The sequence below is a fragment of the Erwinia sp. JUb26 genome (genome assembly GCF_003751505.1).
Taxonomy (GTDB): domain Bacteria; phylum Pseudomonadota; class Gammaproteobacteria; order Enterobacterales; family Enterobacteriaceae; genus Erwinia.
Genome location: NZ_RJVB01000013.1, coordinates 24,865 through 46,553 on the forward strand (window position 1 = coordinate 24,865; position 21,689 = coordinate 46,553).

Sequence of the window (21,689 nt, forward strand, 5' to 3'; positions counted from 1 at the left end):
TTTTCATGCCCGTGGAGTTGCGTATGTTTGCCACGCTTAAACCCCTCGCATGGGAAAATGAATTTTTTGGTCAGCGGAGTGCCCTGCTGGAGTTGCAGGGCGAAAAGCCGCTGGCACTCGCCGCGCTGGATGACTGGCCGCTGGTGCAGGTGAAAGTGCTGGCTCAGCAGAGTGCCGAGCTGGATGCGCTTAGCGCGCTGGGCTTTAGCATGGTGGAAGGGGAAGCGGACTGCGTGCTGGGAATTACCCCTGCCGAGCGCCCAACCGGGATTCGTATCGCCCGCGCCGAACATATTCCGGCCCTGCGCCAGGCGGCGAGTGAAGCCTTTATCTGGAGCCGCTTTCGTGCGCCCTGGTTTGCCGTTGGTGACAGCGGACGTTTCTACGCGCAGTGGATCGAAAACGCCGTGCGCGGCACTTTCGACCATCAGTGCCTGCTGGCGGTGGATGAACAGGGCGCTATGCAGGGCTTTGTTTCCCTGCGCGAGCTGGAGGACGGGACGGCGCGCATTGGGCTGCTGGCCGTGCTGCCCGCTTATCAGGGATTAGGCATTGGTCAGCGGCTGATGGATGCGGCAAATGACTGGTGCCGCGCCAGACGCCTGACTCGACTTCACGTTGCAACGCAGCTGGGCAACCTTGCTGCGTTGCGTCTCTATCTTCGCTGCGGTGGCGTGATTGAACGTACCGCCTACTGGTTATACAGGAAAACGCCATGATCCCGTTTAACGCGCCACCGGTGGTGGGAACTGAACTCGAATATATGCAGTCGGCCATGGGCAGCGGCAAGCTGTGCGGCGATGGTGGCTTTACCCGCCGCTGCCAGCAGTGGATGGAACAGCGGTTTGGCAGCCGTAAGGTGCTGCTGACGCCGTCCTGTACCGCCTCGCTGGAAATGGCGGCGATCCTGATCAACATCCAGCCCGGTGATGAGGTGATCATGCCGAGCTACACCTTCGTCTCAACCGCCAATGCCTTCGTTCTGCGCGGCGCCACCATTGTCTTTATCGACGTGCGCCCGGATACAATGAATCTTGACGAGACGCTGATTGAAGCGGCGATCACCGAGCGCACTAAGGCGATCGTGCCGGTCCACTATGCGGGCGTGGCCTGCGAAATGGACACCATTATGGCGCTGGCAAAGAAGCATAAACTCTGGGTGATTGAAGATGCCGCACAGGGCGTGATGTCGACGTATAAAGGCCGCGCGCTGGGTACGATTGGCCATATTGGCTGCTTCAGCTTCCATGAGACAAAAAACTACACCGCCGGGGGCGAGGGCGGTGCGACGCTGATTAACGATGCGGCGCTGGTTGAGCGTGCGGAAATCATTCGCGAAAAAGGCACCAACCGCAGTCAGTTCTTCCGCGGCCAGGTCGACAAATATACCTGGCGCGATATCGGTTCAAGCTACCTGATGGCCGATCTGCAGGCCGCCTATCTCTGGGCGCAGCTGGAAGCCGCAGAGCGCATCAACCAGCAGCGTTTACACCTCTGGAAAAATTATTACACCGCGCTGGAACCGTTCGCCGAGCGCGGGCGGATCGATCTACCGGTCATCCCGGCAGACTGTGAGCACAACGCGCATATGTTCTACCTGAAGCTGCGCGATAATGACGATCGCACCGCCCTGATTTCCTGGCTAAAAGAGGCGGAAATCATGGCTGTGTTCCACTATATCCCGCTGCACAGTTCGCCTGCCGGACAGCGCTTTGGCCGTTTCCACGGCACCGATCGCTACACCCAGCAGGACAGCGATCGTCTGCTGAGGCTGCCGCTGTTCTATAACCTTTCTGATAATAATCAGAAAACGGTGATTGGCTCCTTACGCAGCTATCTTTCCTGATATGTCGCTGGCCAGAGCTTCCGTGTGGACCGCCGCGTCCACACTGATAAAAATTGCCGCCGGTTTGCTGGTGGTGAAGATGCTAGCGGTGTCGTACGGCCCGTCGGGCGTGGGGCAGGCGGGTAACTTCCGCCAGTTGATTACCGTGCTGGGCGTGCTGGCCGGGGCGGGGATATTTAACGGCGTGACCAAGCTGGTGGCGCAGCATCAGCAGCAGCCGATGGAGTTGCGTGCGGTGACCGGCACGGCTTCGTGCATGGTTCTCGGCTTCTCGCTGCTGCTGGCGGTCGGTTTTCTGCTGTTTGCCGCCCCCATCAGCCAGGCACTGTTTGATGATGTGAAGTACCAGCAGGTGATTCGCATCGTGGCGTTTTTACAGCTGGGCATCGCCTGGGCTAACCTGGCGCTGGCGATCGTCAAAGGTTTCCGCGATGCGGCCGGGAATGCGCTGGCGCTGATCGTCGGTAGCGTTATAGGGGTAGCGGCATGGTTTGTCTGCTACTGGCTGGGTGGCTACAGCGGCGCGCTGGTTGGGCTGGCGATGGTGCCCGCGCTGGTGATGATCCCGGCGATGGCGGTGCTGGCCCGGCGCGACCATCTGCCGATGCGCTATCTGCTGCCAATGTGGCAGCCGCAGTATGCCCGTCAGCTCGGCAAGTTTACGGTGATGGCGCTGATTACCGCCGTCACGCTGCCGGTGGCGTGGGTGATGATGCGTAATTTGCTGCAGGCGCACGCGGGCTGGGAACAGGTGGGGCTGTGGCAGGGGGTGAGCAGCATCTCCGACGCCTATCTGCAGTTTATTACCGCCTCGTTTAGCGTCTGGCTGTTGCCAACGCTGGCGCGTCTGGAGAATAAGGCGGATATTTCTCGGGAGATTATGCGTGCGCTGCGCTTTGTTCTGCCTGCGGTGATGGTCGCCAGTTTCTGCGTCTGGCTGCTGCGCGACTTCGCCATCTGGCTGCTGTTTTCCAGCCAGTTTACCGGCATGCGCGACCTGTTTGTCTGGCAGCTGATTGGCGATGTGCTGAAGGTCGGCTGCTATGTCTTTGGCTATCTGGTGATCGCCAAAGCGTCCCTGCGTTTTTACATTCTGACTGAAGTGAGCCAGTTTATCCTGCTCACTGGATTTTCCCGCTGGCTGATCCCGCTGCACGGTGCAGCAGGGGCAGCGCAGGCATATATGGCGACCTATATCGCTTACTTTGCGCTCTGTGCAGGCGTATTTACTCTCTACCGTAGACGATAATGACCACAGTAATCCATCTTTTAGGCTCGGATATACCGCATCATAATCAGACGGTTCTGGGCTTTTTTAACCAGGTAATGTATGACGTGGTGCCCACGGCGGCCCCGCGTCAGTTCTGGCTGGTATCAAACCAGCCCTCTGTGGCCGAGCAGTACCCCCGGCTGCAGATCCGCGCGTTTACCGATAAAAGTGCGCTGGCTGAAGCGGTCATCGATCTGGCTCGTCGGCAGCGCGACACGCGTTTCTTCTGCCACGGGCAGTTTAATCCTAAGCTTTGGCTGGCGCTGCTGTCAGGCAAGATTTCACGATCACAGCTCTACTGGCATATCTGGGGCGCTGACCTGTATGAGGATGCGACCAGCCTGAAATTCCGCCTGTTCTATCTGCTGCGTCGTCAGGCGCAGAAGCGCGTGGCGCAGGTGTTTGCGACCCGGGGTGACATCACCCATTTTCATCAGCGCCACCCGCACGTGCCCGCGTCGCTGCTCTATTTCCCGACGCGGCTGGCACAGAACGTGCCGACTGCTCAACCGCATCAGGGGCCACTGACGATCCTGCTGGGTAACTCGGGCGATGCCAGCAACCGCCATATCCAGGCGCTACAGGAGATCCATCAGCAGTTTGGCAGTGACGTGAAGGTTGTGGTTCCGCTGGGCTATCCGGCGAATAACGACGCCTATATTGCTCGCGTGCGTGCCGCTTCGGATGCGCTGTTTACCTCCGGTCAGGTACAGCTCCTGACGGAGAAAATGGAATTCAACGACTATCTGCAGCTGATCTCTCGCTGCGATCTCGGCTGGTTTATTTTCGAACGGCAGCAGGGTATCGGCACGCTGTGCCTGCTGATGCAGGCCAATATTCCTTTCGTTCTGAATCGTAAGAACCCGTTCTGGCAGGATCTGGTTGAACAGCAGGTGCCGGTACTGTTTACCGGTGACGCGCTGGATGCCGCGACGGTTAGTGAGGCGCAGCGGCAGCTGAGCCTGATGGACAAGCAGCAGATCGCCTTCTTTGAACCGGGCTATCTGGCGGGCTGGCAGCAGGCACTGCGGTTGGTGGAAGGAGAACGCACATGAGCTTATTAGAATTTTCCGGGCTGCTGGTCGTCTGGCTGCTGTGCGCAGGATTTATTCTGACGCTGACCTGGCGCGAGTTTCGCCGGGTGCGGTTCAACTTTAATGTCTTTTTCTCGCTGCTGTTTCTGCTGACCTTCTTCTTCGGTTTCCCCTTCACCAGCGTACTGGTGTTTGGCTTTAACGTCGCCGTGGTACCGCCGGAATACCTGCTTCAGGCGATGCTGGCGGCGGGCTGCTTCTATGCCATCTATTACGTGAGCTATAAAACCCGGCTGCGCGCGCGCACGACAAAGCCCGCGCGGCAGGTGTTCACCATCAACCGCGTGGAGGCGAACCTGAGCTGGATGCTGCTGGCGCTGGTCGCGCTGGGCACGGTCAGCGTGTTCTTTATGCACAACGGCTTCCTGCTGTTCAAACTGCACAGCTACAGCCAGATCTTCTCGGCGGATGTCTCGGGCGTTGCCTTAAAGCGCTTCTTCTACTTCTTTATCCCGGCGATGCTGGTGGTCTACTTCCTGAAGCAGGATTTTCGCGGCTGGCTGCTGTTTTTAATCAGCACCGTGGCCTTCGGGCTGCTGACCTATGTGATTGTGGGCGGTACGCGCGCCAACATTATTATCGCCTTCGCTCTGTTCCTGTTTATCGGCATCATCCGCGGCTGGATCACCCTGTGGATGCTGGTACTGGCGGGCGTCGGCGGTATTGTCGGCATGTTCTGGCTGGCGCTGAAACGCTATAACCTGGATGTGAGCGGCTCGGAGGCGTTTTATACCTTCCTCTACCTCACCCGCGATACATTCTCGCCGTGGGAGAATTTGGGTTTGCTGCTGCAAAACTACGACAAAATCAGCTTCCAGGGGCTGGCGCCGATCGTCCGGGATTTCTACGTCTTCATTCCCAGCTGGCTGTGGCACGGTCGTCCGTCGCTGGTGCTAAATAGCGCGAACTACTTCACCTGGGAAGTGCTGGATAACCATTCCGGGCTGGCGATATCACCGACGCTCATTGGCTCGCTGCTGGTGATGGGCGGGGCGCTGTTTATTCCTCTCGGTGCCGTTGCCGTCGGACTGATTATCAAGTGGTTTGACTGGCTGTATGAAAAAGGCCAGCAGGAGCAAAACCGCTATAAGGCTGCGATCCTGCAAAGCTTCTGCTTTGGCGCGGTGTTTAACATGATTGTACTGGCGCGAGAAGGCCTGGATGCGTTTGCTTCCAGAGTGGTGTTCTTCTGTGTCATTTTTGCGGTCTGCGTGGTGGTGGCGAAGCTGCTTTACTGGTTACTGGATAGCGCCGGATTAGTCCGCGACCGCAACGCTGTTCGCCCACTCGCCGCGCAGCCCGATGCGGGCTCTGGGCCGTTTTGATTTCAGACTTAAGGTAAATACCATGCATGCCTCTGTAACCGTGCCGCAGTATCAAATTCGCGGCCTGTCGCTGGCCGGATTTCGCGATATGGCGGAGTTTGTCGATTACCTCAATCAGGATGGAAAGCTGAAGAGTGGAACGCTGGTGGCGATCAATGCGGAAAAGGTGCTGACGGCGGAGAATGATGCCGAAATCTTCCAGCTGATTGCCGCTGCAGAATACCGCTATGCCGACGGCATCAGCATTGTGCGTTCGATTCGTAAGAAGTATCCAGAGGCTCAGGTATCCCGTATTGCCGGTGCCGATCTGTGGGAGGCGCTGATGGAGCGGGCCGGACGCGAGGGGACCCCCGTATTTCTGATCGGTGGGCGTCCTGATGTCCTTGAGCAAACTCAGGATAAGCTGCGCCGTCAGTGGAATGTGAATATTGTCGGTGTGCAGGATGGCTACTTTACGCCTGACCAGCGCGATGCCGTCCTGGCACGCATGATTGCCAGTGGGGCAAAGCTGGTGACGGTGGCCATGGGCTCGCCGCGCCAGGAGCTCCTGATGCGTGACTGTAAGGCCGCTTATCCCGATGCGCTGTATATGGGCGTGGGTGGCACCTATGACGTATTTACCGGGCACGTGAAACGCGCACCCAAAATTTGGCAAAAAATGGGCCTGGAGTGGCTGTATCGCTTACTTTCACAGCCGTCGCGTCTTAAACGCCAGCTCAGACTGCTGAAATATCTCAACTATCACTGGAAGGGCGATCTTTAATTTCTGGATAAGTCGCGACGGTAATACGTTGCTGCTGTGGTTTTTCTGTACGAAAAGGCGGAAAAATGCTGCGAGTTTAGACGGAATGCACAAAGCGTAATCAAACGCGTTTTTTTGTGAAAAAAGCACTGGACAGGTAGGGCTCCTGTCCGTAGTATGCACATCCGCAACGGCGCTACGCGCCCGTAGCTCAGCTGGATAGAGCGCTGCCCTCCGGAGGCAGAGGTCTCAGGTTCGAATCCTGTCGGGCGCGCCATTAAGTTTGTGCGCAAGAGCTGCGGTGGTATCATTACCGCGTTATAAGCAGTAAGAAGTTGGAAGTAGTTGTGGTGGCTATAGCTCAGTTGGTAGAGCCCTGGATTGTGATTCCAGTTGTCGTGGGTTCGAGTCCCATTAGCCACCCCAGATTTTGTTGAATGCGAAGGTGGCGGAATTGGTAGACGCGCTAGCTTCAGGTGTTAGTGTTCTTACGGACGTGAGGGTTCAAGTCCCTCTCTTCGCACCACAAAATCTTTAAGTGAAAAGAAGTTATGTTCGGCGAGTAGCGCAGCTTGGTAGCGCAACTGGTTTGGGACCAGTGGGTCGGAGGTTCGAATCCTCTCTCGCCGACCAATTTTAAAATCCTGCAGTAGCGGGGTTTTTGCTTAGAGCCTGAGGGTTTTGAGCGATGCAGTAAGGTAGTACAGTTCGGCGAGTAGCGCAGCTTGGTAGCGCAACTGGTTTGGGACCAGTGGGTCGGAGGTTCGAATCCTCTCTCGCCGACCAATTAAGAAACCTGCTTGAAAAAGCAGGTTTTTTTTCGTTTGTCATTCAGCCACGTGTTATCCGGCAACTTCTCGTATCTTTTCCAAAATCCTCTTTCTTCCCATCATGACTCGCCAACTCAGCGTATCAGGAAGTCTCCCGTCAACGTTCGTGCATCCGCCTACAGTACTGTTTTCGTTTTTCCGGAATATCGCTGTTTGTCGTCGCGTTGAGACGTTTAACCTGCTGTTATTAATAAGGTTTACCTAACTATGCGCTAGTTGTCTCCGTTTAGAGACGCTTTATCCAGGCTGGTGTCCGCTTTTGACGACGGCGGTGAGAGGTGGCGTAATGCTAAAAATGACATTAAAAGTGATAAAAATCATAGCAGTAGAATATTAGGAATTTTGGAAGTGCCATTCTGGCACAGGCTGTGCAACACTATATCTGTAGATGCTCATTCCACCCCTTATGTTTGCTTAGGCTTCATAAACCTGGGAATGACGCAGAGCCACTTTACGGTACCCGTTGTCCAGCCAGCCAATATCGCTAACGTCTTATTGGAATATCGGGCACAACGTTGAGTCGGGTACCAATCGGTTGTCTTAACCGACCTGATCGTTACACCTGCCCTCGGGCAGGTGTTTTTTTTGCCTGAAGCGAAAAAAAACCGCTATCTCAGAAAGATAGCGGTTGGATAAACCCTCAAATACCCGCGCCACAACGAAAAGTCGGTGACGCTGGTTGTTCAGGAATTATTTTTCAGCGTCAGCAGCAGACCATCGCGGCGCATTGCCGCAGCCTCTTCGGGTTTATGCTGGCGGTCCAGCGTGTCTGCCAGCCAGGCATAGTCAAATGCGTCAGGACGCTGCTGCAGTGCGGCGCGGAAGGCTTCGCTGGCCTGCTCCCACTCGCCGTGCTGCATCAACAGCTGCCCCAGCGTACTGTGGAGCAATGGCGTGGCGCCGTGCTGCTTGATCTGCTGGCGCAGGGCTTTTTCCAGCTGCTCGGGATTACCGGATTTCAGGCGCGGCATCAGCAGAACCAGGCGTTCATCATACTGACGCTTAAGACCATCCAGCACGATTTGCTGCGCGGTCTCATGGTCGTCACAGACGATAAGATGATCCGCCATTGCCACCTGCAGGGCCGTCTCATGCCGGGTTTTTCGGCTCTGATTTTGCCACCAGCGTTTCAGACCATCGCTACCCTGATCGGCCATGGCCTGATTCATCAGGCCCAGCCAGGCCTGCTGCTGCAGAGCAATACGGTGGTTGTCATCGCCCAGCTTCACTTTCTCCATCGCGGGCAGAATATCCAGCAGCGCGCTCCAGGCACCGGTGCGGATATAGGCCTGTTCCGCCAGGCGTAGTACTTCCGGGTGACGCGGCGCGATCTCCAGCAGACGATCGATCCCGTGACGAGCGGCATGATCCTCATTGCGCGCCAGCTGAATACGCACGCGGGTAATTTCCACCGGCAGCGGATCGCCATCGTTTAGCTCGGTAGCGCGTTCAAGGTGCTGATTGGCACGGGCCTCATCGCCGCGCTGCTGTGCCGCTTCGGCCGCCAGCAGATAGTTGATCATCGGCTGGTCGGCGTGATCGGCATTGCGTGAAAGCAGCTTTTCAACCTGCTGATGGTCACCTTCCGCCAGTTTGACCAGCGCCGCCTGAGTCTGCCGGCGTGCGCTGCGGCGTTTCCTGCCGGTAAACCAGCCACGCGTGCGTGCTCCGGTGCGGAAAATACGGCGCAGCAGCCACTCAATCCCGAGGATCACCAACAGGGACAGGATCAGAATAATCACCAGGCCGGTCACGCTGGTTTCAATATTCCAGTTATCGGTCTGAATCAGTACGTAGCCCTGATGACCTGCGATCATGGGCCCCAGAACCACACCGTCAATCAGCAGAAGGAACAGTAGAAGAACTTTTAACATCGTTATTCTCCCTGCTGCTGAGGAGTGGCTGGTGCAGCAGCGGGCTGCGCCAGCAGATTACGCACGCGCGTCTGCATCAGCTTATCAAGCAGCGGCTGGCTCTCCAGTGAGTCCGGTACATCCATCGAGATGCTTTGCTGGCTCAGCTCATCCAGCTGATCGAGGAAGGCTTTGGTGTTGGCATCGTCAGTGTCGTACCAGGCGCGAACCCAGCCGGAAACGGTATCAATCGACTGTTTGTAGATTTCATCCTGGTGACGCGGCACGGCCTGCGCGGCAATCAGCAGGCGCGAGCGGATATTCTCACGCAGATAGACATCCTGATTCGGGGCCAGTAGCGGTTCGGCAGTGGCATCACGGCGGCGGATGGTAATAAAGTCATCCATAAAGTTATGCCAGCTTTTGACCAGATTTTGCCGCCATTCACGTAATGATGATGACAGTTCACCGCTGTTCGCATCCATTGGCGCATCGTCGTTATCATTATCGGCGAGGCGCAGGTTATCGATGCCGTTGGACAGCTGGTTCAGCTTGAGGATGACGCCGTCGTAGTCAACCTGGCTAAGTGCGGAAAGGGTGCTGATGTCGTGGGTTAGCGCGCGTCGTGCTTCAAGCAGGCTCGGGTCGTTCATATCGGCCAGGCTGGCATCGGCACTTTTCAACAACGCGGCGGCTGTTGTGACATCCTGGTCGCTCCACAGCTTGCGGCCCGCCATTTTGACCAGGTAATCCGCCTGCGACAGCATCCAGGTATGAACATCATTGCCGGAAATGGTGGCCACTTTTTGTTTCAGTTCATCCAGTTGCTGGCTCAGGGCTGCCTGCTGCTGCTGAGCCGCATCCAGCGCCCGGGTTTGCACCGACAGCTGCTCGACCAGCGACTGTTTGTCATGGGTAGACTGCTGTTGCAAATCGGCAATCTGAGCGGCCAGTGCCTGACGCGCCTCTTCCTGTTGTGCAACCTGATGTTTGCTATTCAGCCACAGGCCGACACCCAGCGCTAATGCAATGGCAATTGCCACCGCGCCTAAAACGACGCCGTGATTTTTTGATTTTTCCGAAGGCGGCTGCCCGGAGGTTGAGTCTTTAACCGCAGGGGTAACATCTTCAACCATGGCGGAGGAATCTTTTTGTTCCGTCATAATGGCTCATCCCATATTTTAAGTGTGATATACCTTAATCTTCCCGCTCGCGAAATCTTAAGAGTATAGGTCCAGTGCGCGCAGCAGCGCGTCATTATCGGCACCCCCGGCGACACAAACGTTCGCCCAGCCCAAATCCCTGGCCAGAGTGGCTAAACGTTCACTGACGACCACCAGCCGACAGTGTAATAACCAGGCATCCCGATCGATAGTGGGAAACAGGGCGTAAAGCTGTTGCAGCATCTCTCCGCTGGTGACGACCAGCGTATCTATCCCGCGATCGCGCCATCTACGGCCTTCTTCAGCGCCGTGATAATGCTTTGCACAGCGTTGATAGCACTCAATAAACTCTACCTGAGCGCCGCGGTTATGCAAAGTTTCCCCCAGCAATTCACGTCCGCCGTTGCCACGCAAAATGAGCGCCTGCCTGCCGGCGACCTGCTGAAGCTCGGGTAACTGAATCAGAACTTCACTGATTTCCTGTTCGTGCGGCCAGGTGACAGAGTGCCCGCTAACCGCATGCAACGCCAACGCCGTGCTGCGGCCTATTGCATAATAGTTCAGACCGGCGGGCCAGGTTTTACCAACCTGCGTTATCGCCGGATTGGCGTAGTGGATGGCATGCTGAGAAAGGATAAAAACCAGATCGTTTGGCCTGAGTGCCTCAAGCCGTGCGGGAAGGCGATCGAGTTGCCCCCCCGGAGTGAATTCAATCAGAGGAAATGCCCAGGCAGCCTGCCCGCGGCTACGCAGCCTGCTAACCAGTTGGTCAGCTGCCGGTGACGGGCGGGTGACCAGAATGTTCATGCTGGCGGGTGTCCCTGATAAACGTCAGCCAGAATTTCCCTGGCGCCGTTATTCAGCAGCTCTTCCGCTAATGAAATCCCCATCTGCTCCGCATCCGCACGCGGGCCGCGGCGCTCACCGTAGATCGTCCGGCTGCCGTCCGGGGCACCAACCAGGCCACGCAGCCATAATTGATCGCCTTCCAGCACTGCATAGCTGCCAATCGGCACCTGGCAGCCGCCTTCCAGGCGGGTATTCATCGCACGCTCGGCGCGGACCCGGCAGGCGGTATCTTCATCATTCAGCGCGGCCAGCAGGTGAATCGTTTCGCTATCGTCAAGGCGGCATTCAATGCCCACCGCGCCCTGTCCGACGGCGGGTAGCGATTCTTCAGCGGGCATAATCTGGCGGATCCGGTCGCTCAGTCCGAGGCGTTTCAGACCGGCAACGGCAAGGATGATGGCATCGTATTCACCGGCATCCAGCTTGCCCAGGCGGGTGCCGACGTTGCCGCGCAGTGAGCGAATCACCAGGTCCGGGCGACGGGCGCTAATCTGGCACTGGCGGCGCAGGCTTGAGGTGCCCACAACGGCACCCTGTGGCAGCGCATCAACGGAAGCATAATGATGAGAGACAAAAGCATCGTGCGGATCTTCGCGCTCGCAGATGGTCACCAGGCCCAGGCCTGCCGGGAATTCAACCGGCACATCTTTCATCGAATGGACGGCGATATCGGCGCGATCGGTAAGCATGGCCTGCTCAAGTTCTTTAACGAACAGTCCTTTACCGCCCACTTTAGCCAGTGGGGTATCAAGGATCACATCACCGCGCGTCACCATAGGCACCAGCTCAACGCGCAGCCCCGGATGGCAGGCGATCAGGCGCTGCTGTACATATTCCGCCTGCCAAAGGGCAAGGGGACTTTGTCTCGTCGCAATTCTTAAAATTTTGTCTGACATGCTCAATACCGTTTTGATCGTTCATTGATTATCCTATCATTTAACCGCGAAGGCTGTCAGTGAATAGCATCTAAACGGTCGTTCGTAGAAGCATAGCGGTGGATTGACGCAAAATTGTGCTAAACTGTTAACTAGCGCAACTTTCTTTACGGTCAATCTGTCTGATGTTAGATTGATCACGTTTCCAGCAATAATCTGCACGACTATTTTTAAAGCAAACGGCAGATTTTGGAAAAAGAGTTCTTGTATACCCTTCTCTCCAAGGGTGTAAGCACTGGGATAATCAGGCGAGACGTCTTGTACCTCTACATTGAGACACTGAAACAGAGACTGGATGCCATTAACCAGCTGCGCGTCGACCGCGCACTGGCTGCAATGGGACCTGCGTTCCAACAGGTTTACAGTCTGCTGCCGACCTTACTACATTATCATCATCCACTGATGCCGGGTTACCTTGAGGGTAACGTCCCACATGGCATCAGCTTCTACACGCCTGATGAAAGCCAGCTTGTCTATCTTGATGATTTACAAGTGAAATCAGACAAATCCCTGACTGCACCTCCGCGTGGAGAAATGCCGATCACCGGGGTGTATTCGATGGGAAGCACCTCTTCCGTGGGGCAAAACGCCACCTCCGATCTCGACATATGGGTCTGCCACCAGTCGTGGCTGGACAATGGCGAGCGTCTGGCCCTGCAAAAGAAATGCACGCAGTTACAAAACTGGTGTGCGGCGATGGGCGTTGAGGTCAGCTTCTTCCTGATTGATGAGAACCGCTTCCGCCACAACGAAAGTGGCAGCCTTGGCGGCGAGGACTGTGGTTCAACCCAGCACATCCTGCTGCTGGATGAGTTCTACCGCACGGCGGTAAGAATGGCGGGTAAACGTATTCTGTGGAATATGGTGCCGCGTGAGGAAGAAGAGCATTACGACGACTATGTGATGTCGCTCTATCAACAGGGCGTTCTGACGCCGAACGAGTGGCTGGATCTTGGTGGTCTGGGTACGCTGTCGGCGGAAGAGTACTTTGGTGCCAGCCTGTGGCAGCTGTATAAGAGCATTGATTCCCCGTATAAGGCCGTGCTGAAAACTCTGCTGCTGGAAGCGTATTCGTGGGAATACCCGGATACCCGCCTGCTGGCAATGGACATCAAACAGCGGCTGCACGATGGCGAGATCGTTTCCTACGGACTGGATCCGTACTGCATGATGCTGGAGCGGGTAACGCGTTACCTGATCAGCATTGACGATCACGCGCGCCTCGACCTGGTTCGTCGATGTTTCTATCTCAAAGTGTGTGAGAAGCTGTCTCAGGAGACTGAGCAGTCCGGCTGGCGTCGGGAAATTCTCAGCCAGCTGGTGACGGAATGGGGTTGGGATACGCAGCGCCTTGAGGTACTGGACAGCCGTGCCGACTGGAAAATTGGTCGGGTGCGCGAAGCCCACAATGAACTACTGGATGCGATGATGCAGAGCTATCGCAACCTGATCCGCTTTGCCCGCCGAAATAATCTGAGCGTCAGCGCCAGCCCGCAGGACATCGGCGTGTTAACGCGTAAGCTTTACGCCGCGTTCGAGGCGTTGCCCGGCAAGGTGACGCTGGTGAACCCGCAGATTTCCCCCGACCTGTCCGAGCAGCATCTGACCTTTATTCATGTACCGAACGGTCGCGCCAACCGCGCGGGCTGGTATCTGTACAATCAGTCGCCGGATATGAGTTCCATCATTAGCCATCAGCCGCTGGAATATAACCGCTATCTAAACAAGCTGGTGGCCTGGGCGTGGTTTAACGGCCTGCTGACCAGCAAAACGCGGCTGCATATGAAGGGCAATGAGGTCTGTGACCTGGCCCGTCTGCAGGAACTGGTTGCCGATGTGTCGCACCATTTCCCGCTGCGTCTGCCTGCACCAACGCCTAAAGCGCTCTACAGTCCCTGCGAGATCCGCCATCTGGCGATCATCGTTAACCTGGAATACGACCCGACATCGGCCTTCCGTAACCAGGTGGTGCATTTCGATTTCCGCAAGCTGGACGTATTCAGCTTTGGCGCTGAGCAGCAGTGCCTGGTCGGCAGCGTCGATCTGCTGTATCGCAACTCGTGGAATGAAGTGCGCACGCTGCACTTCAACGGCGAGCAGGCGATGATTGAAGCGCTGAAAACCATTCTGGGCAAAATGCATCAGGATGCCGCGCCGCCGGACGCCGTAGAAGTCTTCTGCTACAGCCAGCATCTGCGCGGTCTGATCCGTACCCGCGTCCAGCAGCTGGTTTCAGAGTGCATTGAGCTGCGTCTTTCCAGCACGCGTCAGGAGCCAGGTCGCTTTAAAGCCCTGCGCGTGGCCGGACAGACCTGGGGACTGTTCTTTGAACGCCTCAGTGTTTCGGTACAGAAGCTGGAAAACGCCGTTGAGTTTTACGGTGCGATCTCCAACAACAAGCTTCACGGCCTGTCGCTGAAGGTTGAAACCAACCAGGTCCGGCTACCGACGGTAGTGAATGGCTATGCCAGCGAAGGGATCATCCAGTTCTTCTTCGAAGATACGCACGACGATCACGGGTTTAATATCTATATTCTGGATGAAACCAACCGGGTTGAGGTTTATCACCACTGTGAAGGCAACAAAGAAGATCTGGTGCGTGACGTCAGCCGTTTCTACTCGTCGTCGCACGATCGCTTCACCTACGGTTCCAGCTTTATTAACTTCAACCTGCCGCAGTTCTATCAAATTGTGCAGGTTGAAGAGCGCTTCCAGGTGATCCCCTTCCGCAGCCAGACGCTGACTCAGCTTTGTGCCGCCGTGCCAAACAGTGAAATCAGCGGCGATTATTCGCAGCGCTATCAGATGCACTAAGCCAGCCGGGATACTCTTCCGGTTGGACTCTGCTTTTCCTGTTGCTTTTCAGTCTTCACCTGCGATGATAGACAGCAACGGGTATCTTTAACGAGCAGAATGAGAATGAAAAAAGCTATTTGCCAACTGGCACTGTTACTTGCCGTTGCCAGCCTGGCGGGATGCGGACTCAAAGGGCCGCTCTATTTCCCGGCAGACAAAACGAGTAAACCGCAGGCCACTCAAACCTCTTCGCCGACGCAGTCCGGCAGCAGCGTGTCATCTCCTGCCACGTCCTCCGGGCAGGATGTTAAACCGGTCCAGTAAACTATGACACACTCGGCGGAGCAGAAAATGCAGTTCTCGAAAATGCACGGTCTCGGCAATGACTTCATGGTGGTCGATGCCGTTACGCAAAACGTTTACTTCTCACCTGAACTGATCCGTCGACTGGCGGACCGCAATCTGGGGATCGGCTTCGATCAGCTGCTGATCGTTGAGCCACCTTACGATCCCGATCTTGATTTCCATTACCGCATTTTCAACGCTGACGGCAGTGAAGTCGCCCAGTGCGGCAACGGCGCCCGCTGTTTCGCCCGCTTCGTTCGCTTAAAAGGCCTGACCAATAAAAGCGATATTCGCGTCAGTACGCAAACGGGCCGCATGGTGCTGAGCGTGAATCAGGATGAACTGGTTTGCGTGAATATGGGCGAGCCGAACTTTGAGCCGCAGCAGGTACCGTTCCGCGCCAACAAAGCCGAAAATATTTACCTGATGCGGGCCGCAGAACAGACCGTGATGTGTGGTGTGGTGTCGATGGGTAATCCACACTGCGTACTGCAGGTGGAGAGCGTGAAAACCGCCGCGGTGGAAACGCTGGGGCCGGTGCTGGAAAGCCACGAGCGCTTCCCTGAGCGCGTTAACGTCGGCTTTATGGAAGTGGTCAACGGCGAGCACATTCGTCTGCGGGTGTACGAACGCGGCGCGGGTGAAACTCAGGCCTGCGGTAGCGGAGCCTGTGCGGCGGTCGCTGTCGGCATTCAGCAGGGATTACTGTCAGAGAAAGTGCGGGTTGACCTGCCGGGTGGCACGTTAAACATCGCCTGGAAAGGGCCGGGGCATCCGCTGTTTATGACCGGGCCAGCCACTCACGTTTATGACGGGTTTATTCATCTATGAAAACTGTCGGGGAGCCACAACAGGACAGCAGCGAAGTGCTGTTGGACGATCGCGCCGTCGGCGATTACCTGCTGCAAAATCCAGACTTCTTTATTCGCAATGCCCGCCAGGTTGAGCAGATGACGGTGCCGCATCCAATCCGTGGCACTGTATCGCTGGTGGAATGGCAGCTGGCACGCCAGCGCAACCATATTCATCAGTTGGAAGAAGAAATCACCCTGCTGATGGAGCAGGCCAGCGCTAACCAGCAGCTGTTCGAACGCCTGTTTACGCTGCAGGGACGTCTGGCCTCGGCTTCAAATCTGCAGGATATGCTGAATCGCCTGCATCTGTGGGCGCGTGAGCTGGGGCTGGCGGGAGCCAATATTCGCCTATTTAGTGAACAATGGCGTATTGGCGCGCCATCCGATTTCACCCAACTGGCGCTGCCAAGGCAGGCGTTTGAATCGGTGCGCATTCAACGTCTGGGCAAAGAAAATCACTATCTCGGCAATTTGAACGGGCCTGAACTGCTGCTGCTGCTGCCGCAGGCTAAGGCGATTGGTTCGGTGGCGATGTCCCTGTTGGGTGAACGCGGCGATCTTGGCGTGCTGATGTTCAGCAGTCGTGACAAGCAGCACTATCAGTCCGGTATGGGAACCATGCTGCTCCAGCATCTGTCACTGATGCTTCCCGATCTGCTGTCGCGTTGGATTGAGCGCGCGTGAGCAGCGAATCGCCCCTGCTCCCTGCCGTAGAGGGCTTTTTGCGTTACCTGAAGGTTGAACGTCAGCTCAGCCCGCTGACCCTGATTAACTATCGCCGCCAGCTAACGGTGGTGGTTGAACTGCTGGACGCATTAAAGGTCACCGACTGGCCGCGTCTGGATGCCGCGCTGGTTCGAACGCTCGCTGCCCGCAGTAGCCGCAGCGGACTGAAGCCCGCCAGCCTGGCCCTCCGGCTCTCGGCCCTACGTAGCTTCCTCGACTGGCTGATTAGCCAGGGGACGATTCAGGCCAATCCGGCGAAAGGCGTTGCCACGCCGCGTGCGCCACGACACCTGCCCAAAAATATTGATGTCGATGAAGTTAACCAACTGCTGGACATCGACCTCAACGACCCACTGGCGGTGCGCGATCGCGCGATGCTGGAAGTGATGTACGGCGCGGGTTTGCGCCTCTCTGAGCTGACAGGCATTGATGTCAACCATCTTGAGCTGGCATCCGGCGAAGTCTGGGTAACCGGTAAGGGCAGCAAAGAGCGCCGCCTGCCGATGGGAAAAACGGCGGTACTCTGGCTGGAGCACTGGCTGGCGCTGCGGGAGCTGTTCTCACCGCAGGACAACGCGCTGTTCCTGTCTAAGCTGGGCAAACGCATCTCCGCGCGTAACGTGCAGAAGCGTTTTGCTGAATGGGGCATTAAGCAGGGGCTGTCCAGCCACGTTCATCCCCATAAACTTCGCCACTCGTTTGCTACGCACATGCTGGAGTCCAGCGGCGATCTGCGCGCGGTGCAGGAGCTGCTTGGCCACGCCAATCTGGCAACTACCCAGATTTATACCCATCTTGATTTCCAACACCTTGCGTCCGTGTACGACGCTGCACATCCCCGTGCGAAACGAGGAAAGACCTGATGCATTTTTACCGACCACCGCGTCCCATCGCGGCGATGACCTTCGATCTTGATGATACGCTGTACGACAATTATCCGGTTATCGCACGAACCACGAAAGAATCCCACGCCGCATTGCAGGCCCATCATCCGGCGCTAAAAGACTATAGCGTGGAGCAGTATCAGCAGGTGCGTCAGCGGCTGCTGCTGGCCGAGCCGGAAATCTATCATGATGTCAGCGAGTGGCGTCGTCGCGCGGTTGAACAGTCGATGCTCGATGTCGGACTGGCTCCCGTGCAGGCGGCCGACGGCTCGCGCGAAGTGATGTCCGTCTTCGCCGAATGGCGCAGCAAAATCACCATATCGGATGAAAACCATGCGACGCTGGCGGCGCTGGCCGAGCGTATTCCACTGGTGGCGATCACCAACGGTAACGCCGAGCCGCATCTGTTTGGGCTGGATAAGTACTTCCAGTTTATTCTGCGGGCCGGTCCCGATGGCCGCGCCAAGCCGTATCAGGATATGTATCACTGCGCCGCAGAACGGCTGAATCTGGCACCGGAACACATTCTGCATGTGGGTGACGATCTCACCACCGACGTTGCCGGCGCGGTGCGCTGTGGTATGCAGGCCTGTTGGATTAATTTGCGCGGTGGCAACCTGATGCATATCGACGATGCGCGTCTTCTTCCAACGCTGGAGATTTCTCAGTTGGCATCGCTGACTGCGTTGTTATAATGAACTGGTTAAATAACCAGTAGAGCGGCGTGCCGCTCTCTACCCCGATGGTGCTTATGGACGTTTCCGATCTGCTCGACAGCCTGAATGATAAACAACGCGAAGCCGTCGCCGCGCCGCGCAGCAACCTGCTGGTGCTGGCGGGCGCTGGCAGTGGAAAAACCCGCGTCCTGGTTCACCGTATTGCCTGGCTGATGGCGGTTGAAAACTGTTCCCCTTATTCCATCATGGCGGTGACCTTTACCAATAAAGCGGCCGCTGAGATGCGGCACCGCATCGAACAGCTGATCGGCACCAGCCAGGGGGGAATGTGGATTGGCACTTTCCACGGCCTCGCACACCGTCTTCTGCGTGCCCACCATCTGGATGCCAATCTGCCGCAGGATTTTCAGATCCTCGACAGTGAGGATCAGCTGCGGCTGTTGAAGCGTCTGATCAAGGCGATGAACCTTGATGAGAAGCAGTGGCCTGCTCGTCAGGGGATGTGGTACATCAACGGCAAAAAAGATGAAGGTCTGCGCCCGAAAAATATTGAAAGCTACGGCAACCCCATTGAACAGACCTGGCTGCGCATTTACCAGGCCTATCAGGAAGCCTGCGATCGCGCGGGTCTGGTCGACTTTGCCGAGCTGCTGCTGCGCGCGCATGAACTGTGGCTGAACAAGCCGCATATCCTCAATCACTACCGCGAGCGTTTTACCAACATTCTGGTGGATGAGTTTCAGGATACCAACAACATCCAGTACGCGTGGATCCGCATGCTGGCCGGTGACAGCGGCAAGGTGATTATCGTCGGTGATGACGATCAGTCTATCTACGGCTGGCGCGGCGCGCAGGTGGAGAACATCCAGCGTTTCCTGAACGATTTCCCGGGTGCGGAAACTATTCGCCTTGAGCAGAACTATCGCTCGACCAATAACATTCTGAAAGCGGCCAACGCGCTCATCGCCAATAACAGCGGCCGTCTGGGCAAAGAGCTGTGGACCGACGGCAGCGACGGTGAACCGATCGCCTTGTATTGCGCCTTCAACGAGCTTGATGAAGCGCGCTTTGTAGTTAACCGCATCAAGGTATGGATGGAAAACGGCGGGGCGTTGAATGACTGCGCAATCCTCTATCGCAGCAACGCCCAGTCGCGCGTGCTGGAGGAGGCGCTGCTGCAAACCAGCATGCCTTACCGTATTTATGGCGGCATGCGCTTCTTCGAACGTCAGGAAATCAAGGATGCGCTGGCCTATCTGCGCCTGATTGCCAACCGCAATGACGATGCCGCCTTTGAGCGCGTGATCAATACGCCAACGCGCGGCATTGGCGATCGCACGCTTGATGTGGTGCGTCAGACCGCGCGTGAGCGCCAGCTGACGATGTGGCAAAGTTCGCGCGCGCTGCTGCAGGAGAAAGCGCTGGCCGGGCGTGCGGCCTCGGCGCTGCAGCGCTTTATTGAGCTGGTGGACTCACTGGCGCAGGAAACCACCGAACTGCCGCTGCATGTGCAGACCGACCGGGTGATCAAAGATTCCGGTCTGTGGCTGATGTACGAGCAGGAAAAAGGGGAGAAGGGCCAGGCACGCGTTGAGAACCTTGAAGAGCTGGTCAACGCCACCCGTCAGTACAGCTATCAGGACGAAGATGAAGACCTGATGCCGCTGCAGGCTTTCCTCTCCCATGCGGCGCTGGAGGCGGGCGAAGGGCAGGCGGACAAGTGGCAGGACGCGGTTCAGCTGATGACCATGCATGCGGCCAAAGGGCTGGAATTTATGCAGGTGTTTATCGTCGGTATGGAGGAGGGCATGTTCCCCAGCCAGATGTCGCTGGATGAAGGCGGAAGGCTGGAAGAAGAGCGCCGTCTGGCCTACGTTGGCGTGACCCGCGCGATGCAGAAGCTGACCCTGACCTACGCGGAAACGCGCCGTCTGTATGGCAAAGAAGTTTATCATCGCCCATCACGCTTTGTCGGCGAACTGCCGGAAGAGTGTGTGGAAGAAGTGCGACTGCGCGCCAGCGTCACTCGCCCGGTCAGCCATCAGCGGATGGGTACGCCGGTGGCGAAAAACGACAGCGGCTTTACCCTTGGGCAGCGCGTGCTCCACGCTAAGTTTGGTGAGGGAACGATTGTTAACCTGGAAGGCAGCGGTGAGCACAGCCGCCTGCAGGTCGCGTTCCAGGGGCAGGGCATCAAATGGCTGGTGGCCGCGTACGCCAGGCTGGAAGCGCTGTGATGAAAGGTGGGCCCGCTTGACGCCTTTTTCGTCTCAGCGTAACATGCGCCCACCATTACCCTAAGAGGACATTCGCCTTGGACACACCCAGTAGATACTGGCTCACTGACCTGCACACCAGGTACAACTCCTAAGGCTATCCTCTTTTGCCGATAGCCTTCGTGGTTGTTGGCGACCGCATTTTTCGTCGCTCTGAGTCAGTACATTTCGCTGACTGAAACGCATGTTTCCCGTGTTCAAGCGCTCTGTCCCACTAGTCACTGCGAATTGGGAGTATTGCTATGCTGAGCGCATTTAAACTGGACCAGAGCCGTCTGACCCGTCTTGAGCTGGATGATGCCAGCGAAGAGCTGACCGGTTCCGTCTGGGTCGATCTGATCGAACCGGAAGACGCCGAGCGAGACCGCGTCCAGACCGAACTGGGCCAGAGCCTGGCCACCCGTCCTGAACTGGAAGACATCGAGGCATCCGCCCGCTTCTTCGAAGATGAAGACGGCCTGCACATCCACTCCTTCTTTTTCTTTGAGGATGCGGACGATCACGCCGGTAACTCAACCGTGGCGTTTACCATTCGCGAAGGGCGTTTATACACCCTGCGTGAACGTGAGCTGCCTGCTTTCCGCCTTTACCGCATGCGTGCGCGTAACCAGGTTCTGACGGACGGTAACGCCTACGAGCTGCTGCTGGATCTGTTTGAAACTAAAATCGAACAGCTGGCCGATGAGATCGAAAATATCTACAGCGACCTGGAGAAGCTCAGCCGGGTAATTATGGAAGGACAGCAGGGCGATGAGTTTGACGCCGCGCTGTCGACGCTGGCGGAACTGGAAGATATCGGTTGGAAGGTGCGTCTGTGCCTGATGGATACCCAGCGTGCCCTGAACTTCCTGGTGCGTAAAGCACGCCTGCCGGGTAATCAGCTGGAACAGGCGCGCGAAATCCTGCGGGATATCGAATCCCTGCTGCCGCACAACGAATCCCTGTTCCAGAAGGTTAACTTCCTGATGCAGGCGGCAATGGGTTTTATCAACATCGAACAGAACCGCATTATCAAGATCTTCTCGGTGGTTTCGGTGGTCTTCCTGCCGCCAACGTTGGTGGCTTCCAGCTACGGGATGAACTTTGAGTTTATGCCGGAGCTGCGCTGGAGCTTTGGTTATCCGGGCGCCATCACCCTGATGATCCTCGCCGGTCTGGCACCGTACGCCTACTTTAAGCGTAAAAACTGGCTCTGATTGCCCGGGCCCAGCCTGATTTACCGGG

At 56.8% G+C, this 21,689-nt stretch carries 19 protein-coding genes and 5 tRNA genes; 20 read left to right on the forward strand and 4 right to left on the reverse strand.

Annotation, left to right across the window (positions count from 1 at the left end; genetic code table 11):
• The first annotated feature begins 23 nt into the window (after positions 1-23).
• The 11 genes from rffC (at position 24) to EC836_RS23810 (ending at position 7,063) form a co-directional block, all read left to right on the forward strand.
• Entirely contained in the window at positions 24-719 is a 696-nt protein-coding gene (rffC, locus tag EC836_RS23760) for a dTDP-4-amino-4,6-dideoxy-D-galactose acyltransferase (RefSeq protein WP_370348482.1), read from the forward strand.
• Positions 716-1,846: a dTDP-4-amino-4,6-dideoxygalactose transaminase gene (rffA, locus tag EC836_RS23765; RefSeq protein WP_123337801.1), complete on the forward strand. Its 1,131-nt coding sequence runs from the start codon at positions 716-718 to the stop codon at positions 1,844-1,846. Before rffC ends, rffA begins: the two co-directional genes overlap by 4 nt.
• A gap of 1 nt (position 1,847) precedes the next feature.
• A complete protein-coding gene (gene wzxE / locus EC836_RS23770; protein WP_123337803.1) occupies positions 1,848-3,095 on the forward strand; it encodes a lipid III flippase WzxE in 1,248 nt (415 codons plus the stop codon).
• Positions 3,095-4,171, forward strand: a complete 1,077-nt coding sequence (locus tag EC836_RS23775) for a TDP-N-acetylfucosamine:lipid II N-acetylfucosaminyltransferase (protein WP_123337804.1) — start codon at positions 3,095-3,097, stop codon at positions 4,169-4,171. The genes wzxE and EC836_RS23775 overlap by 1 nt, the downstream gene beginning before the upstream one ends.
• On the forward strand, positions 4,168-5,535 hold the full coding sequence (gene wzyE / locus EC836_RS23780) for an ECA oligosaccharide polymerase (RefSeq protein ID WP_123337806.1): 1,368 nt from the start codon (positions 4,168-4,170) through the stop codon (positions 5,533-5,535). Before EC836_RS23775 ends, wzyE begins: the two co-directional genes overlap by 4 nt.
• Before the next feature lie 22 nt (positions 5,536-5,557).
• Positions 5,558-6,298, forward strand: a complete 741-nt coding sequence (gene wecG / locus EC836_RS23785; RefSeq protein ID WP_123337808.1) for a lipopolysaccharide N-acetylmannosaminouronosyltransferase — start codon at positions 5,558-5,560, stop codon at positions 6,296-6,298.
• Positions 6,299-6,477: 179 nt separating this feature from the next.
• Positions 6,478-6,554: transfer RNA gene (locus tag EC836_RS23790), tRNA-Arg, on the forward strand.
• 73 nt (positions 6,555-6,627) lie between these two features.
• Positions 6,628-6,703: transfer RNA gene (locus tag EC836_RS23795), tRNA-His, on the forward strand.
• Between the two features lie 13 nt (positions 6,704-6,716).
• Positions 6,717-6,803 (forward strand) — tRNA-Leu (locus tag EC836_RS23800).
• Between the two features lie 30 nt (positions 6,804-6,833).
• Positions 6,834-6,910: transfer RNA gene (locus EC836_RS23805), tRNA-Pro, on the forward strand.
• Between the two features lie 76 nt (positions 6,911-6,986).
• Positions 6,987-7,063: transfer RNA gene (locus tag EC836_RS23810), tRNA-Pro, on the forward strand.
• A gap of 727 nt (positions 7,064-7,790) precedes the next feature.
• On the opposite strand, the gene hemY is transcribed toward EC836_RS23810, so the two are convergent.
• The 4 genes from hemY to hemC are packed head-to-tail and all read right to left on the reverse strand — an operon-like array spanning position 7,791 to position 11,868.
• Entirely contained in the window at positions 7,791-8,981 is a 1,191-nt protein-coding gene (hemY, locus tag EC836_RS23815; RefSeq protein WP_123337811.1) for a protoheme IX biogenesis protein HemY, read from the reverse strand.
• 2 nt (positions 8,982-8,983) lie between these two features.
• A complete protein-coding gene (gene hemX, locus EC836_RS23820; protein ID WP_123337814.1) occupies positions 8,984-10,123 on the reverse strand; it encodes a uroporphyrinogen-III C-methyltransferase in 1,140 nt (379 codons plus the stop codon).
• 57 nt (positions 10,124-10,180) lie between these two features.
• Positions 10,181-10,930, reverse strand: a complete 750-nt coding sequence (hemD, locus tag EC836_RS23825) for a uroporphyrinogen-III synthase (RefSeq protein ID WP_123337816.1) — start codon at positions 10,928-10,930, stop codon at positions 10,181-10,183.
• Positions 10,927-11,868 (reverse strand): hydroxymethylbilane synthase, encoded by a 942-nt coding sequence (gene hemC / locus EC836_RS23830; RefSeq protein ID WP_123337818.1) that lies wholly within the window; start codon positions 11,866-11,868, stop codon positions 10,927-10,929. Before hemC ends, hemD begins: the two co-directional genes overlap by 4 nt.
• A gap of 297 nt (positions 11,869-12,165) precedes the next feature.
• Between hemC and EC836_RS23835 the strand changes: the two genes are divergently transcribed.
• From EC836_RS23835 to corA, 9 genes are all read left to right on the forward strand, one after another.
• Positions 12,166-14,721, forward strand: coding sequence for a class I adenylate cyclase (locus EC836_RS23835; protein ID WP_123337820.1), 2,556 nt, complete (start codon positions 12,166-12,168; stop codon positions 14,719-14,721).
• A gap of 105 nt (positions 14,722-14,826) precedes the next feature.
• Positions 14,827-15,027: a lipoprotein gene (locus EC836_RS23840; RefSeq protein ID WP_123337822.1), complete on the forward strand. Its 201-nt coding sequence runs from the start codon at positions 14,827-14,829 to the stop codon at positions 15,025-15,027.
• Between the two features lie 27 nt (positions 15,028-15,054).
• On the forward strand, positions 15,055-15,879 hold the full coding sequence (dapF, locus tag EC836_RS23845) for a diaminopimelate epimerase (RefSeq protein WP_123337903.1): 825 nt from the start codon (positions 15,055-15,057) through the stop codon (positions 15,877-15,879).
• Positions 15,876-16,586 carry a DUF484 domain-containing protein gene (locus EC836_RS23850; protein ID WP_123337824.1) on the forward strand — a complete coding sequence of 237 codons (711 nt, stop codon included), beginning with the start codon at positions 15,876-15,878 and terminating at the stop codon, positions 16,584-16,586. The genes dapF and EC836_RS23850 overlap by 4 nt, the downstream gene beginning before the upstream one ends.
• Positions 16,583-17,491, forward strand: a complete 909-nt coding sequence (xerC, locus tag EC836_RS23855; protein ID WP_123337826.1) for a tyrosine recombinase XerC — start codon at positions 16,583-16,585, stop codon at positions 17,489-17,491. Before EC836_RS23850 ends, xerC begins: the two co-directional genes overlap by 4 nt.
• The gene (gene yigB, locus EC836_RS23860) at positions 17,491-18,207 is read left to right on the forward strand and encodes a 5-amino-6-(5-phospho-D-ribitylamino)uracil phosphatase YigB (protein ID WP_123337829.1); all 717 of its coding nucleotides are present in this window, start codon (positions 17,491-17,493) and stop codon (positions 18,205-18,207) included. Before xerC ends, yigB begins: the two co-directional genes overlap by 1 nt.
• Positions 18,208-18,263: 56 nt before the next feature.
• Entirely contained in the window at positions 18,264-20,426 is a 2,163-nt protein-coding gene (uvrD, locus tag EC836_RS23865) for a DNA helicase II (RefSeq protein ID WP_123337831.1), read from the forward strand.
• A gap of 77 nt (positions 20,427-20,503) precedes the next feature.
• Complete coding sequence (gene ysgD / locus EC836_RS25180; RefSeq protein ID WP_370348498.1) at positions 20,504-20,560, forward strand: YsgD/CorL family protein; 57 nt, start codon at positions 20,504-20,506, stop codon at positions 20,558-20,560.
• Positions 20,561-20,707: 147 nt separating this feature from the next.
• A complete protein-coding gene (corA, locus tag EC836_RS23870; RefSeq protein ID WP_123337833.1) occupies positions 20,708-21,661 on the forward strand; it encodes a magnesium/cobalt transporter CorA in 954 nt (317 codons plus the stop codon).
• The last annotated feature ends 28 nt before the right edge of the window (positions 21,662-21,689 follow it).